Annotated in this window: 14 protein-coding genes; 1 reads left to right on the top strand and 13 read right to left on the bottom strand. The window is 73.1% G+C overall.

Translation table 11 applies throughout. From position 1 onward, the window contains the following. Window positions 1–2: 2 nt before the first annotated feature. The 9 genes from sigJ to IAG44_RS07730 form a co-directional block, all read right to left on the bottom strand. Entirely contained in the window at window positions 3–917 is a 915-nt protein-coding gene (sigJ, locus tag IAG44_RS07770; protein ID WP_187746383.1) for an RNA polymerase sigma factor SigJ, read from the bottom strand. Window positions 918–931: 14 nt separating this feature from the next. Then, window positions 932–2,659, bottom strand: coding sequence for an AMP-binding protein (locus IAG44_RS07765; protein ID WP_187746382.1), 1,728 nt, complete (start codon window positions 2,657–2,659; stop codon window positions 932–934). Then, on the bottom strand, window positions 2,656–3,144 hold the full coding sequence (locus IAG44_RS07760) for an ester cyclase (protein ID WP_187746381.1): 489 nt from the start codon (window positions 3,142–3,144) through the stop codon (window positions 2,656–2,658). Before IAG44_RS07760 ends, IAG44_RS07765 begins: the two co-directional genes overlap by 4 nt. 49 nt (window positions 3,145–3,193) lie before the next feature. Next, the gene (locus IAG44_RS07755; protein WP_187746380.1) at window positions 3,194–4,714 is read right to left on the bottom strand and encodes a DHA2 family efflux MFS transporter permease subunit; all 1,521 of its coding nucleotides are present in this window, start codon (window positions 4,712–4,714) and stop codon (window positions 3,194–3,196) included. 90 nt (window positions 4,715–4,804) lie between these two features. After that, window positions 4,805–5,455 (bottom strand): mycothiol-dependent nitroreductase Rv2466c family protein, encoded by a 651-nt coding sequence (locus tag IAG44_RS07750; RefSeq protein WP_187746379.1) that lies wholly within the window; start codon window positions 5,453–5,455, stop codon window positions 4,805–4,807. A 14-nt stretch (window positions 5,456–5,469) separates the two neighbouring features. Continuing rightward, window positions 5,470–5,820 (bottom strand): DoxX family protein, encoded by a 351-nt coding sequence (locus IAG44_RS07745; RefSeq protein WP_187746378.1) that lies wholly within the window; start codon window positions 5,818–5,820, stop codon window positions 5,470–5,472. 51 nt (window positions 5,821–5,871) lie between these two features. Then, window positions 5,872–6,918: a methyltransferase gene (locus tag IAG44_RS07740; protein WP_223006785.1), complete on the bottom strand. Its 1,047-nt coding sequence runs from the start codon at window positions 6,916–6,918 to the stop codon at window positions 5,872–5,874. 868 nt (window positions 6,919–7,786) lie between these two features. Further along, complete coding sequence (locus tag IAG44_RS07735) at window positions 7,787–8,716, bottom strand: NADP-dependent oxidoreductase (protein WP_187746377.1); 930 nt, start codon at window positions 8,714–8,716, stop codon at window positions 7,787–7,789. A gap of 64 nt (window positions 8,717–8,780) precedes the next feature. Then, entirely contained in the window at window positions 8,781–9,308 is a 528-nt protein-coding gene (locus tag IAG44_RS07730; RefSeq protein WP_187746376.1) for a luciferase domain-containing protein, read from the bottom strand. A 38-nt stretch (window positions 9,309–9,346) separates the two neighbouring features. Here IAG44_RS07730 and IAG44_RS07725 point away from each other — a divergent pair, with 38 nt between their 5' ends. Beyond that, window positions 9,347–9,748 carry a winged helix-turn-helix transcriptional regulator gene (locus tag IAG44_RS07725; protein WP_187746375.1) on the top strand — a complete coding sequence of 134 codons (402 nt, stop codon included), beginning with the start codon at window positions 9,347–9,349 and terminating at the stop codon, window positions 9,746–9,748. Here the strand turns inward: IAG44_RS07725 and IAG44_RS07720 are convergent. The 4 genes from IAG44_RS07720 to IAG44_RS07705 are packed head-to-tail and all read right to left on the bottom strand — an operon-like array spanning window position 9,733 to window position 12,691. Continuing rightward, entirely contained in the window at window positions 9,733–10,428 is a 696-nt protein-coding gene (locus IAG44_RS07720) for an FMN-dependent NADH-azoreductase (RefSeq protein WP_187746374.1), read from the bottom strand. The two genes, IAG44_RS07725 and IAG44_RS07720, sit on opposite strands and share 16 nt — an antisense overlap. A gap of 3 nt (window positions 10,429–10,431) precedes the next feature. Continuing rightward, window positions 10,432–11,340: a prephenate dehydratase gene (pheA, locus tag IAG44_RS07715; protein WP_187746373.1), complete on the bottom strand. Its 909-nt coding sequence runs from the start codon at window positions 11,338–11,340 to the stop codon at window positions 10,432–10,434. 8 nt (window positions 11,341–11,348) lie between these two features. Next, the gene (locus IAG44_RS07710) at window positions 11,349–11,750 is read right to left on the bottom strand and encodes a nuclear transport factor 2 family protein (RefSeq protein ID WP_187746372.1); all 402 of its coding nucleotides are present in this window, start codon (window positions 11,748–11,750) and stop codon (window positions 11,349–11,351) included. A 20-nt stretch (window positions 11,751–11,770) separates the two neighbouring features. Further along, the gene (locus IAG44_RS07705; protein ID WP_187746371.1) at window positions 11,771–12,691 is read right to left on the bottom strand and encodes an NAD-dependent epimerase/dehydratase family protein; all 921 of its coding nucleotides are present in this window, start codon (window positions 12,689–12,691) and stop codon (window positions 11,771–11,773) included. Window positions 12,692–12,706: the final 15 nt, after the last annotated feature.

The raw sequence follows: 12,706 nt of genomic DNA, 5'->3' as shown, positions 1-12,706 counted from the left end.
GGTCAGCTCTCCGCCCGCACCCGCCCCAGCTTCTCCGGGTTGCGTATCGCGCGTACGGCCGTGATGTGGGGGTGGCCGTCGGGGGTGAGGGCGATGTCCGCGATGACCACGGCGAAGACGCCGGTCGGGGTGGTGAGGACGGCGGCGGGGGTGCCGTCGTGCTGGGTGTGGAGGTGGACCGTCAGGCCGGGTGGGTAGCGGCCCGCGGTGGAGGCGAAGTAGGCGGTGAGGGCGGGGGCGCCGTGGAGGGGGACGCGGGGGGTTTCGGCGTGGCCGTTGCCGTCGGCCCACATCGTGACGTCGGGGGCGAGGACCGCCATGAGCGCTTCCACGTCGCCGTCGAGGCAGGCGGCGAGGAAGCGCTCGGTGATCTCGCGGGCCTGGCGGCGGTCCGGTTCGAAGCGGCGGCGGCGCAGCCGCACATGGCGCCGGGCCCGGCTGCCGAGCTGCCGCACCGCCGGCTCGGTGCGGTCGACGGCCTCGGCGACCTCCGGGAAGCTGAAGCCGAACACCTCGTGCAGCACGAACACCGCGCGCTCCAGCGGCGACAACGTCTCCATCATCACCAGGACCGCCATGCTCAGCGACTCCCCGAGCAGCGAGGACTCCAGCGCGACATCGGACGAGACCAGCAGCGGCTCCGGCAGCCAGGGCCCCACGTACTCCTCGCGCCGCGCCCGGCTGCGCCGCATCTGGTCGATGGCGGTACGGGTGACGGCCCGCACCAGATACCCGCGCGGATCGGCGACGGCGTCCCGGTCGACGCGCTGCCAGCGCAGCCAGGTCTCCTGGACGACGTCCTCCGCGTCGGCGACGGTACCGAGCATGCGGTACGAGATGCCGAACATCAGCCGCCGGTACCGCTCGAACGGATCCGAGGTCCCGGACCGCTCGGAGACGGCTGTCGCCTCGGCCATGACTCCCCGTTCCCTCAGGATCGGCGCTGGTCGCGATCGCTCGCAGACTGCCCCGCCGAGTCTACAATCATGGCTTTCAACAGCTCGTACCGGATTTTGCCGTTCTCGTTGCGCGGCAGCTCGGGGGAGACCGCCAGCAGCCGGGTCGGCAGGTACCACCGCGTCATGCCGCGCTCGACGAGGATGCCGACCAGCTCGGGCAGCGTCGGACAGCGGTCCCCGTCGGCCACCACCACGGCGCACGAACTCTCGTGCCCCGACTCGTCCTCGTAGCCGACCAGCACCACCTCCCGCACCCCGGGATGGCGCAGGATCTCCTGCTCGACCTCGGCCACCGGGATCATGAACGTCGCACCGACCCGCCGGCTCGCCCGCCCGGCGAACCGGATGCCGCCCCGGCCGTCCTCACGGACCAGGTCCCCGGTGTCCAGCCAGCCGCCGTCGCTGCGCCACGTCTCGTGGAACGGCTCCCCGGAGCCCGGCTGCCAGAACCCGACGGCCAGCGAGGCGCCCCGGACCAGCAGCCGGTGGACACCGTCGTCGCCGGGGCCCGGCAGCAGCCGCATCTCCAGGCCCGGCATGGGGGAGCCGTCGCTCTTGGCGGCCCAGTCGCAGGGGGCGTCCTCGCGGGTCCTGAACCCCATGCCCGCCTCGGTCATCCCCCAGCACGAGCGCACCGGCACCCGCAGCTCGTCGTGGATCGCCCGCGCGAGGTCCGCCCGCACCGGGGCGGCGCCGGTCATGACGAACCGCAGCGAGGGCAGCGAACGGGGCCGCCGGCGCTGTTCCGCCAGGAGCTGCTGGGCGAAGGAGGGCGCCAGGAAGGTCTGGGTGACCGAGGCCGCCGACAGGAGCTCCAGGTACCGCTCCGGCGCCCACACGTCCTGGTAGGCGCCGGTGCCACCGGCGAGGATCGGCCCCCACACGCAGTACAGCAGGCCCGCGGGACCGGTGACGGGGTGCGGGGTGCTGAACACCTCGCGGGCGGCCCAGCCCCGCTCGACCGCCCCGGCCCCCGCCCCGGTGCCCGCGTACAGGGTGTTCTCCGTGTGCAGCACCGCCTTGCGCTCCCCGGTGGTCCCGGAGGTGAACAGCAGCATGCACACCCGGTCGAGGGCGTCCCCGGCCGGCAGGCGCGGCGCGGCGAACCGCTCCTCGTGCGGGGTGCGCAGGAAGTACTCACGGAAGTCGACCGCCCACGGCGGCACCCGCTCCCCGTGCACGACGACATGGCGCAGCCAGGGCAGCCGGGCGGAGATCTCCTCCAGCGCGGCCACGCAGTCGTAACCCTCCCAGGTGTCCACGACGACGCACACCTGGGCGCGCGCCGCCGCCAGCATGCGCTCCAGCTCCAGGGCGTGCAGCGAGGGCAGCAGGGGGACGGCGATCGCGCCGGTCCAGCAGCAGGCGAGGGTGAGGGCCGCCACCTCCCACCAGTTGGGCAGCTGGAACGCGACGCGATCACCCCGGCGCACCCCGAGGGAGTGCAGCGCGGCGGCGAACCGCCGCACGTGGAACGCGAGTTCGGCGTAGCACACGGTGGTGGTGCGGCCGTCCTGCGCGCTGCACACGACGATCGCCGGGTCGTCGGGGCGCGCGGCGGCGACCCGGAACAGGTCGTGCAGGACGGAGGTGTCCCGCCACCAGCCGCGCGCCCGGAACCGCTCGGCGACGTCCCCCGGCACCCGCAGTCCGGCGGCGGCCTCCATGGACCAGGGTCCCTCGACGAGCGGCTGGGTCACGGACGGCCCGCCTCCGCAGCCCGCGGCGCGGAGACGATCTCGGGCGCCGGGTCGGCCGCGTCCGCCACGTACGCCACCCCCCACGCCTCCTTCTGCAGGAAGTGCAGCCCCAGGGTGCTCACCCCGACGACCTGCTCGACGATCCGCCCGCCCTCGATGCGCACGGTGTGCTGCTCGATGCTGGACCCGCGCTCGCCGGTGGCCGCGTGCCCGAAGTACGGGCCGGTGTTGTGCCAGTGCAGCGCGAACCGGAAGGCCGCCCGGGTGCCGTCGGCGCTGTAGAACTCGTCGTGCAGCACGACGCGGATTCCGGGGTGGGCGCGGTGGATCTCCTGGCAGAATTTCAGCAGGAATTCCACGCCTTTCACCCCCCAGGCGGTCGGCGCGTACATGGTGACGTCCGGGGCGTACACCTTTTCCAGCGCGGCCCAGTCCTGATCACCGAGCGCGGTGAGATAACGCTGGATGACAGTCTTTTCCGACATGGGAATTCCTCCTCGGGAACAGTGCGGAAAGAAGAAATGCCGAGATCGGTCAGTCCACAGCCTGGGCCACGTCCGCCCCGGCGCGCGGCCCGGCGGCCGCGTCCGGCTCCGGCTGCGGCGCCGGGGGCGGCAGGAGCAGCGCGAGGGCGGCGGCGACGACGGCCACGGCGACCGTGAGGAACAGGCCGTAGCGCACCGCGTCGGTCAGCCCTTCGGCGTACACCGCGTCCGAGAGCCGGCCGGCCTGCTGCCGCACCTCCTCCGGCACGCCCTCGGCGGCGAGCCGGTTCTGCAGCAGCGCGCCGACCGCCGCCGCGCCGACGACGGCGCCGATCTGCCGGAACGTGGTGAACATGCCGGAGGCGACGCCGGTCAGCCGTGGCGGGATGTCCTGCATCGCGAGGGTGCTGGTGGGTGCGAAGACCAGGCCCATGCCGAGTCCGAACACGATCTGCCCGGGGACGATCGCCCACACGCTGGAGTCCGCCCGCGCCATGGCCGCCGTCAGGGCGATGCCGGCGCCGAAGACCAGCAGCCCGGGGACGAGGATCTTGCGGCCGCCCAGCCTGCCGACCGCGTTGCCCGCGACCGGCGCCACGAACAGCGACACCAGCGGCCCCGGCACGAGGGCGAGCCCGGCCTCACCGGCGGAGAGCCCGAGGGCGGACTGGAGGTAGAGGGTGAGCGGCAGCAGCACGCCGATGGAACCGAACAGCAGCATCGCCCCGAGCGCCGCCGAGACGGTGAACCCCCGGCTGCGGAACAGCTCGAACGGGACCAGCGGACGGCGGTCCTGGCGGGCCCGCTGGTGCAGCGCGAACAGCCCGAGCAGCGCCACGCCGAGCGCCAGGACCAGCGGGATGCTGAGGAAGGACTCGATGGTGCCCCAGTCGTAGCGCTCGCCCTCGATCAGCCCGTACACGATCAGGCCGAGCCCCGCCGTGGACAGCACGGCGCCCGGCAGGTCCAGCGACGTCTGCTGCCCGGTCCGCACGTCGGGCACCACGACGAACGCGCCCACGAGCGCCGCCACGCCGATCGGGACGTTGATGAAGAAGATCCAGCGCCAGTCGAGGCCCGAGACCAGCGCGCCACCGACGGTCGGACCCGCGACGGTCGCCAGGCCCGCGACCGCCGACCACACGCCGAAGGCCGCCCCGCGCCGCTCCGCCGGGAAGACGGCGCTGATCAGGGCCAGGGTCTGCGGCATCATCACCGCCGCGCCGAGCCCCTGGACCGCGCGCGCCGCGATCATCTGCCCCGGGGTGTCCACGATCCCGCACACCGCCGAGGCCACGGTGAACAGGGCGAGCCCGGCGGTGAAGGTGCGCTGCGCGCCGAACCGGTCGCCGAGCCGCCCCGAGAGCAGCAGCAGCGCCGCGAACACCAGCATGTACGCGTTGGCGAACCAGAGGATGTCGTCCAGCGACGCGCCGAGCCCTTCGGCCATCTCCGGGATGGCGATCGTGACGATCGTCGTGTCCAGCAGCGTCATGAAGAAGCTCGCGCAGAGTACCGCCAGCACCAGCCAGGGGTTTCGCCGCCGTGCCTCGGGTGCTTCCGTGCCCATCCCGTCGCCTCTCCTTCGTAGTCGTGTGAGGTGCTTCAACAGGACCGACGCAGCCGGACGCGCGACTGTGACACGGTCTGGACACCGGCCTCAGTCGAAGACCGGCGCCCCCGACCGAGCCCGCTTCAGTTCCGCGAACGCCGGGACCGAGGCGGCGAGCAGGAGCGCGTCGAGGAGGCGGGCGGCCTCCTCGCCCCTGGGGATGGGGGTGAGGACGGGGCCGCAGAAGGCGCGCTGCCCTCCCGTCCCGTCGGGGAGCGCGGTCACCGGGCTGCCGGACTCCTCGCCCACCGCGGCCTGGGACCGCTCGTGGGAGGCGCGGACCTCGGCGTCGTAGGTGTCCGTGTCGGCGTACCGGACCAGGTCCGCCGGGAGGCCCGCCGCGGTCAGCGCGGCCTCGATGGCCTCCAGGGTGGGGCTGGGGACCTCGCCGCCCTTGTGGAAGAGGGTGCCGAGTTCCGTGTAGAGGCGGGCGATCGCCGCGTCGTCGTGGCTCTGCTGGGCCGCGACGATCACCCGGACCGGGCGCAGGCCCTTGGGCCCCACCAGGTCGTGGAACTGCTCCGGGATCTGGTCGAGCTTGTCCTCGTTGAGGATCGCCAGGCTCATGACGTGCCAGTGGATGTCGAGGTCGCGCGAGCGCGCCGCCTCCAGCAGCCAGCGGGAGGTCATCCAGGTCCACCCGCACAGCGGGTCGAACCAGAAGTCGACCCGGGTCGGGGACTTCACCGTGCCGGACATGTGCTCTCCCCTCGTCAGACCGACGCGATGCCGAACAGCAGCGGAGCCGCCGCGACCACCATCAGCACGGCCGGCACCGGCAGGCCCTTGGCGTCCTTGGCGCGCAGGTGGGTGATGATCGCGCCGATGAAGTAGGCGACGATCCCGACGCTGGCGGCGATGCCCAGCGGCCGGTAGAAGATCCCGGCGACCAGACCGAGCGCGCCGGCGATCTCCAGGGCCGACAGCCGCGGGAACCAGCTGTCCGGCACGCCGATCTTGTGCATCCCCTCGGTGACCTTCTCGTCCCGGACGAGCTTGGCTCTGCCGGAACTGACGAGGACGAGGGCGAGCAGGCTCGCGACGACGACGTAGGCGATGAACACGGGGAACTCCTGGAGTGGTGTGAAGCGGGGACGCGTGAAGCGGGTCGGACGTCAGGCGAGCGGGGCGGGGACGGCCTCGACGACGCTGCTCGGGGAACGGGTGGGCAGGACGCGGGTCAGCGTGAAGCCCGCCGCCGCGAAGAGCTGCCGGAACTCCTCGGCCGTGCGCTCCCGGCCGCCGCTGAGCACCATCATGTTGAGGTCGATGATCTTGCTGGGGGAGAAGCCGTCCCCGTCCGGGACGACCGTGTCGACGACGAGCAGCCGCGCGTCGTCGCCCATGACCCGGCGGCAGGACGTGAGGATCCGGACGGCGGAGGCGTCGTCCCAGTCGTGCAGGACCCACTTCATCGTGTAGAGGTCGCCGCCCTCGGGGACCTTCTCGAAGAAGTCGCCGCCCACGAGGTCGCACCGGTCCGCGAGCCCCGCGGCCTCGATCCGCTCCCGCCCGTGCGCCACGACGTGCGGCAGGTCGAGGACGACGCCGTGCGCCTGGGGGTTCGCGGCGAGGATCGCGGCGAGGAAGCCGCCCTCGCCGCCGCCGATGTCCACGATCCGCTGGTGGGGGCCGAAGTCGTAGACGTCGAGGACGGCGTCCGCGACCATCGCGGTGAGCCCGGTCATCGCCTTCCCGAGGTGGGCGTTCATGACGGGGGAGTCCTCGAAGAACTGCCAGATCTGTTTCCCCACCGCCCGCTCGAAGACCGGCTCGCCCGACCGCACGGACTCCGGAAGCAGTCCCCACGTGGCGTGGTGGGCCTCACCCAGTTCCATCTGGACGAAGGACGCGAGGGAACCGGGGACGTCCGAGCGCAGCGTGTCCCCGAGAGGCGTCGTCGCATACCGGCCGTCACCGTCCGAACGCAGCACCCCCAGCCCGGCCAACGCCCGCAACAGCCGGGCCAGGGACCCGGGATCGGTACCGGTCACCCCGGCCAGCTCAGCGGCCGTCCGAGGCTCCTGCGCGAGGTGATCGGGCAGCTCCAACGCGGCGGCGGCATGCACCGCCCGCGCCACCCAGAAGCTGGTGACGATCTGGAACATCCCGTCGAAGTCGGGACGCGTACCGGCGTCCTCGGGTCGTGCGGTGTCATCCATGGCGATCTCCATGCGGCTCGTGGTGAGGGCGGCGAGGGGGTGGCGGTGTGTGGTGAGGGCGGCGGGTGGGCGGCGAGAGAGTGGGTGGACGGCGAGGAAGCGGGCGGCGCGAGAGCGGGGGCGAGGCGACCCCGCCGGCCGCGAAGCGACTCCGTCGGCGGCGAGGCGACCCCGCTGGGTGGCGAGGCAATCCCGCTGGCGGCGAGGCGACTCCGTCGGCGGCGAGGGGACCCCGCCGGGTGGGTGAGGCAACCCCGCTGGCTGCGAGGCGACCCCGCTGGGTGGCGAGGCAACCCTCGCCGGGCGCGAGGCGACCCCGCTGGGTGGCGAGGCAACCCTCGCCGGGCGCGAAGCGACTCCGTCGGCGGCGAGGCGACCCCGCTGGGTGCGAGGCGACCCCGCTGGGTGGCGAGGCAACCCTCGCCGGGCGCGAAGCGACTCCGTCGGCGGCGAGGCGACCCCGCTGGTGGCGAGGGGACCCCGCTGGTGGCGAGGCGACCCCGCTGGGTGCGAGGCGACTCCGTCGGCGGCGAGGGGACCCCGCCGGGTGGGTGAGGCAACCCCGCTGGCTGCGAGGCGACCCCGCTGGGTGGCGAGGCAACCCTCGCCGGGCGCGAAGCGACTCCGTCGGCCGCGAGGCGGCTCGCCGGGCGCGATGCCACCCCGCCGGGTCGAGGCTGCCTCCGCTGGGCGAGATGCCGCCCCCGGCCGGGCGAGATGCCGCCCCGCCGGGTGGCGAGACTGCCCCGCCGGGCGCGAGGCGACTCCGCCGGGTGGCGAGGCCGTCCCTGTCGGCCGCGAAGCAACCCCGCCGGGCGCGAGGCAACTCCTGCCGGGTGCGGAGCCGCGCCCGGCCTTTCGCGGCGGGTCAGGCGACGGAGATGGCGATCTTCCCGACGGTGCCCGCGCCGAACGCGCCCATCGCCTCCGCCACCGAGTCGAGGGGGAAGGTCTGGCCGATGGGCACCTGGAGGGCGCCGGCGGCGACCGCGTCGGCGAGCCGGTCCAGCGTGGCCGTGTCGGGGTTGGCCATCACGGAGGTGATCGTGATGCCGTCGCGCCCGGCCTGCTCGGGGCCGAAGCCCAGGGTGGAGGCGAGCCGTCCGCCGTCCGCCAGCAGCTCCACGAGCGCGGTCGGGTCACCGGCCAGGTGCACGGCGGCCGTCACGCCGCCCGGCGCGATCGCGCGGACCTGCGCGGCGAGGTCACCGGTGTGGTCCACGACGTGCTGCGCGCCGAGCCCGGTGACGAACTCCGCCTCGGCGCCCGGCTTCGCGGTGGCGACAACCGTCGCGCCGCTCGCCACGGCCAGCTGGACGGCGTACGCGCCCACCCCGCCCGTCGCGCCCACGACGAGGACCGTGTCGCCCGCCTTGGGCGCGATCGCGTCGACGGCGCCCGCGGCGGCCGTGCCCGCCAGGCCCAGCGCCCCGGCCTGCTCCAGGCTCAGCCCCTCCGGGACGGCGGTGACCCCGTACCCCTCGGCGACCACGACGTACTCGGCGAAGGCGCCGTCACAGACGACCGGCTTCATCACCACCCCGAACACCCGGTCCCCGGCGGCACGCGCCACGCCCTCGCCGACCGCCTCGACCGTGCCCGCGAAGTCCTTGCCGAGCGTCACCGGGAACTTGTGCTCCAGCATGTCCTTGAACACGCCGTAGATCACCGCGCCGTCGAAGCCGTTCAGCGACGAGGCGTGCACCTTCACCAGGATCTCGCCCGGCCCCGGCGCCGGCTTGGCCAGCTCGGTGACCGCGGGGGTGGTGCCGAAGTCGGTGATGGTCACTGCTCGCATAGGTACTCTCACTTCCTGATGGTCTGTCAGAAGACGTTGGAGGGCGGGGAGTCGACGCCGGGGATCACCGCACGGCCAGTTCGTACGAGGCCCGCATCACCGTCGCGGCGACCTCCAGCTCGTCGGCGTCGCGCGGGGCGTACAGCATGACGATGCCGCTCGGGAACTCCGGCCGCCGGGAGATCGGGTGCGGTTCGACCCAGCCCAGCTCGGTCAGCGCGCCGAGGGATTCCAGCGGCACCGTGAGGTGCATGAACCCGGTGCGGTGGATGTGCCCGAACTCGTCGACCGACGGGTGCAGGAACGCGTCGAAGGCCCGGTTCTCCTTGTTCAGGCGCAGCGCCAGGGACGACGGCTCCGAGACCTGGCTCTGGGTCATGAACACGCCCGGCAGGGCCTGCGCGCGGGCGATCAGCGCGGCCCGGATCTCCGGCGGGGAGAAGTCCTCCAGCTGGTCGTGCGGGATCTCCCGGCCGGTCGTGGCAGGCCGGGGCCCCTTGCGGGGCGGCAGCGCGCTCAGCACGCTCGGTTCGACGGCCATGTCTCTCCTCAGGGGGATGCCGGAGTCACGCACGAACAGTGCGTTGGTCACTTCTTGTTCTCTTCGGAATTCTGGGCGATCCTGCTGGGGTGGCAGAAGACGGCACCTCAAAGAGCGCTACGCACATCGATGTTCCCGACCAGGTCGGCGAGGGGTTGACCACCTGCTTGCTGCGGGACGTCCTGGACCGGGTCGGCGACAAGTGGAGCGTGCTGATCATGGCGCTCCTCGGCGGCGGCCCACGCCGCTACTCGGACCTGCGGCGCTCCATCGACGGCATCTCGCAGCGCATGCTCACGCTGACGCTGCGCAGCCTGGAGCGCGACGGACTGGTCATCCGCACGGTCACCCCGACCACCCCGCCCCGGGTCGACTACGAGCTGACCCCGGTCGGACACACGCTGTCCACGGAGGTCAGCTCCCTCATCCACTGGTCCGAGCGGCACCGGGAGTACATCAGCATGTCGCGCCGCAGCTACGACGCCCGGTAGCCCTCGGCCCCCCGCTGAGCCTGTAGGCGCGCCCCCTCCAGGGCCTGCTTGAGGGAGGCGGCGGCCATGTCCTGGAACCCGGCCAGCCGCGGCACATGCCCGGACTTGGTCATCTCGGCGTGCAGGAAGGTCAGGTCGTCCGCGAGGGCGACCATGCCGAACGCGGCCTTCAGATAGGGCTCCTGGAAGTCGTACGCGTACCGGGGCGTGCCCGGCCCGTAGGCGCCGCCGCGGGCCGTGACCACCACGACCTGCTTCCCGGACAGCGGTCCGGTCCCCGTCGCCGGGTCCACCACCAGCGGGGGGATCACCAGCCGGTCGAACCACGCCTTGAAGGTGGCGGGCAGCGAGAAGTTGTGCATGGGCACCCCGAGGACGAGCGTGTCGGCCGCCCGCACCTCCTCGACGAGGTCCCAGGTGATCGCCCAGCTCGCCTTCTCCTCGGGGGTGACGGCGGCGTCGCGGGCCGCGTCGAGGTCGCGCACCTCACCGCTCTCCAGCCGGTGCATGACGGCGACCTGCTCGGCGTCGACGTGCGCCACGGGCAGCGCCGCCAGATCCCGGTAGACGTGGGTCCCGTCCGGGTGGGCCGCCCGCCAGGACGCGGCGAACTCGGCGGTGACCCGCCGCGTGGCCGACTCGATGCGCGGGCTGGTGTCGAGGTGCAACAGGGTGGGCACGGGTCACGCTCCTGGATGGGGTGAACGGGTGGGGGGAAGGGAGACGGGGGCGCCGGCCGGTCCTGTGTGGACCAGCTCCTCCGGCCGCCGTCCCCAGCGCGGATAGCTGCCCAGGAAACGGGCCCCCGCGCCGAGCCCGGCGATCGCCGACACCGCCTCCCGGACGGGCGGGTTCTCGATGTGGCCGTCGATGTCGATGAAGTAGCGGTAGCTGCCGAGGCGGTCGCCGGTGGGCCAGGAGTGGAGCCGGCTGACCTCGATGTCCCGGGAGCAGAACTCGGTGAGGATGTCCACCAGCCGGCCGGGGCCGTCCCCGGGGTTCACCAGCAGGGACGTGCGGTCCAGCCAGGTCCGCGCCGGCGGGAACCAGGCCGGGGCGACCGACACGAACCGGGTCACCGCGCCGGCCCGCAGACCGATGCCGGTGGCGAGGGACGCGAGGCCGTACAGGTCCGCCGCGAGCGGGGCCGCGACCGCGGCGACCCCCGCCGCCGACGCCGCCTCGGCCACCTCGCGCGCGGCCGCCGCCGTGGAGTCCACGGGCCGCAGCCGCGCCTCGGGCAGCTGCTCCGCCAGCCAGCGCGCGCACTGGTCGAGCGCGTGCGGATGGCTCAGCACCTCGGTGACCGAGTCGAGTCCGGTACCGGGCCGGGCCATCAGCGTGAACGTCACCGGCACCTCCACCTCGGCCGTGATGTGCAGCTCCGCCGAGACCAGCTGGTCCATCGTGACGGGCACCACGCCCTTCACGGAGTTCTCCAGGGGCACCACGGCCGCCTCGCAGTCCCCCCGGCGCACCGCGTCCAGCGCGGCGGGGACCGTGGGGAAGGGACGGCCCTGCCCGCCGGGCGCGACCCGGCGCAGCGCCGCCTGGGTGAACGTGCCCTCCGGGCCCAGATAGGCGTACGTCATACCGACCGTCAGCTCTCTATCAGCCGGTGGAAGAGGACGGTGTCGAAGATGTCCTCCATCCGGACGGCCCGGCCGCCCCGCAGGGTCCAGGAGTGCACGAAGTCCAGGGACTCGGTGTGCCCGGAGTGCGAGGTGACGTCCCGCACGCCGAAGACCACGACCCGGTCGCCGGACTGCACGAACTCCAGCGGGTGCAGGCGCATACCGCCCAGCACGGTCGGCACGTGGGCCAGGAACTCCTTGACCCCGGCGTGGCCCACCTTGGTGCCGCCGAGACCGTACGGGCGCATCCCCTCGGGGTGGATCCACTCCACGTCCTCGGCGAGGACGGCCAGCAGCGCGTCCACGTCCCGGTCGTGGAACGCGCGGTACGCCGCGTGGATCAGATGGAGGTTGCTCTCCTGCGTCATCACCGGACCGTTCCTCCTCGTCACTTCACGTACTCGGGATACATGGACTCGACGGTGCGGCGGATGCCCTCGCGCCAGCCGACCCGGCACGGGCCCGTCAGCCGCCGGCGCGTCGCCGGATCGAACTGGTAGGTCTCCCGGGTGACTTCGCTCGGCACCAGTTTCGCCTCGACCCCGGTCAGCTCCTCCAGGTAGCGGACGCAGTCGGTCATCCCGACCGCCTCGTCACCGCCCCAGTTGGTGAGCACGGCCGGCACCGACGCGGCCTCCCACAGCCGGGGCACCTGGTCGATCAGGTCGTCGGTGTACAGCAGCGAGCACCAGTTCTGGCCCTCGACGGGCACCGGGATCGGCTCGCCGGCCAGCATCCGCTTGAAGTACAGCATCGGCACACCGCCGTAACCGTCGGGCCCGTAGGCGATGTTGAGCCGGGCGATGACGGTCGGCAGCCGCAGGGTACGGGCATACGCGCGGACGACACCCTCCGTGGCGATCTTGGCGACGGGGTAGACGGGCAGCCAGTCGGCGACCCCGTCGACCGGGTCGTCCTCGGTGTACGCGTGGTCCAGGGTCTGGCGCGCGTACAGGGCGCCGGTGGAGACGTACAGGAACGCCTCGGCGGTCCGGCAGTGGGTCATCAGCCGTCCGGTGGCCACCGTGTTGACCTCGACGGCCGTGTTGAAGTCACCGTCCTCGCCGCGCCGCACGGCGGAGTGGACGACGTGGGTGAAGTCCTCCGGCACGCCCTTGAGGGTGTCGTCGCCGGTGTCGTCCATGTCCCAGCGGAACGTGGTGATGCCGTGCTCGGCCAGCGCCTCCTCGGAGCCGGGGGTGCCGAACCGGCCGAGCGCCCACACCTCGTTGTCCCGCGCGAGGGCCTTGGCCACCGGTCCGGCCACCTGGCCGGTGCCCCCGGTGACCAGGATCTTCTTGCCGTTCATCGTGTTCCTCTCCAT

Source organism: Streptomyces roseirectus (assembly GCF_014489635.1).
Taxonomy (GTDB): domain Bacteria; phylum Actinomycetota; class Actinomycetes; order Streptomycetales; family Streptomycetaceae; genus Streptomyces; species Streptomyces roseirectus.
This window is presented reverse-complemented; position numbering and strand designations above follow the sequence as displayed.

Bases quoted from the DNA above. Each gene is read 5' to 3' on its own strand.
- sigJ (WP_187746383.1), bottom strand. From the start codon at position 917: ATGGCCGAGGCGACAGCCGTCTCCGAGCGGTCCGGGACCTCGGATCCG.
- IAG44_RS07760 (WP_187746381.1), bottom strand. From the start codon at position 3,144: ATGTCGGAAAAGACTGTCATCCAGCGTTATCTCACCGCGCTCGGTGAT.
- IAG44_RS07755 (WP_187746380.1), bottom strand. From the start codon at position 4,714: ATGGGCACGGAAGCACCCGAGGCACGGCGGCGAAACCCCTGGCTGGTG.
- IAG44_RS07750 (WP_187746379.1), bottom strand. From the start codon at position 5,455: ATGTCCGGCACGGTGAAGTCCCCGACCCGGGTCGACTTCTGGTTCGAC.
- IAG44_RS07740 (WP_223006785.1), bottom strand. From the start codon at position 6,918: ATGGATGACACCGCACGACCCGAGGACGCCGGTACGCGTCCCGACTTC.
- IAG44_RS07735 (WP_187746377.1), bottom strand. From the start codon at position 8,716: ATGCGAGCAGTGACCATCACCGACTTCGGCACCACCCCCGCGGTCACC.
- pheA (WP_187746373.1), bottom strand. From the start codon at position 11,340: ATGACGTACGCCTATCTGGGCCCGGAGGGCACGTTCACCCAGGCGGCG.
- IAG44_RS07710 (WP_187746372.1), bottom strand. From the start codon at position 11,750: ATGACGCAGGAGAGCAACCTCCATCTGATCCACGCGGCGTACCGCGCG.
- IAG44_RS07705 (WP_187746371.1), bottom strand. From the start codon at position 12,691: ATGAACGGCAAGAAGATCCTGGTCACCGGGGGCACCGGCCAGGTGGCC.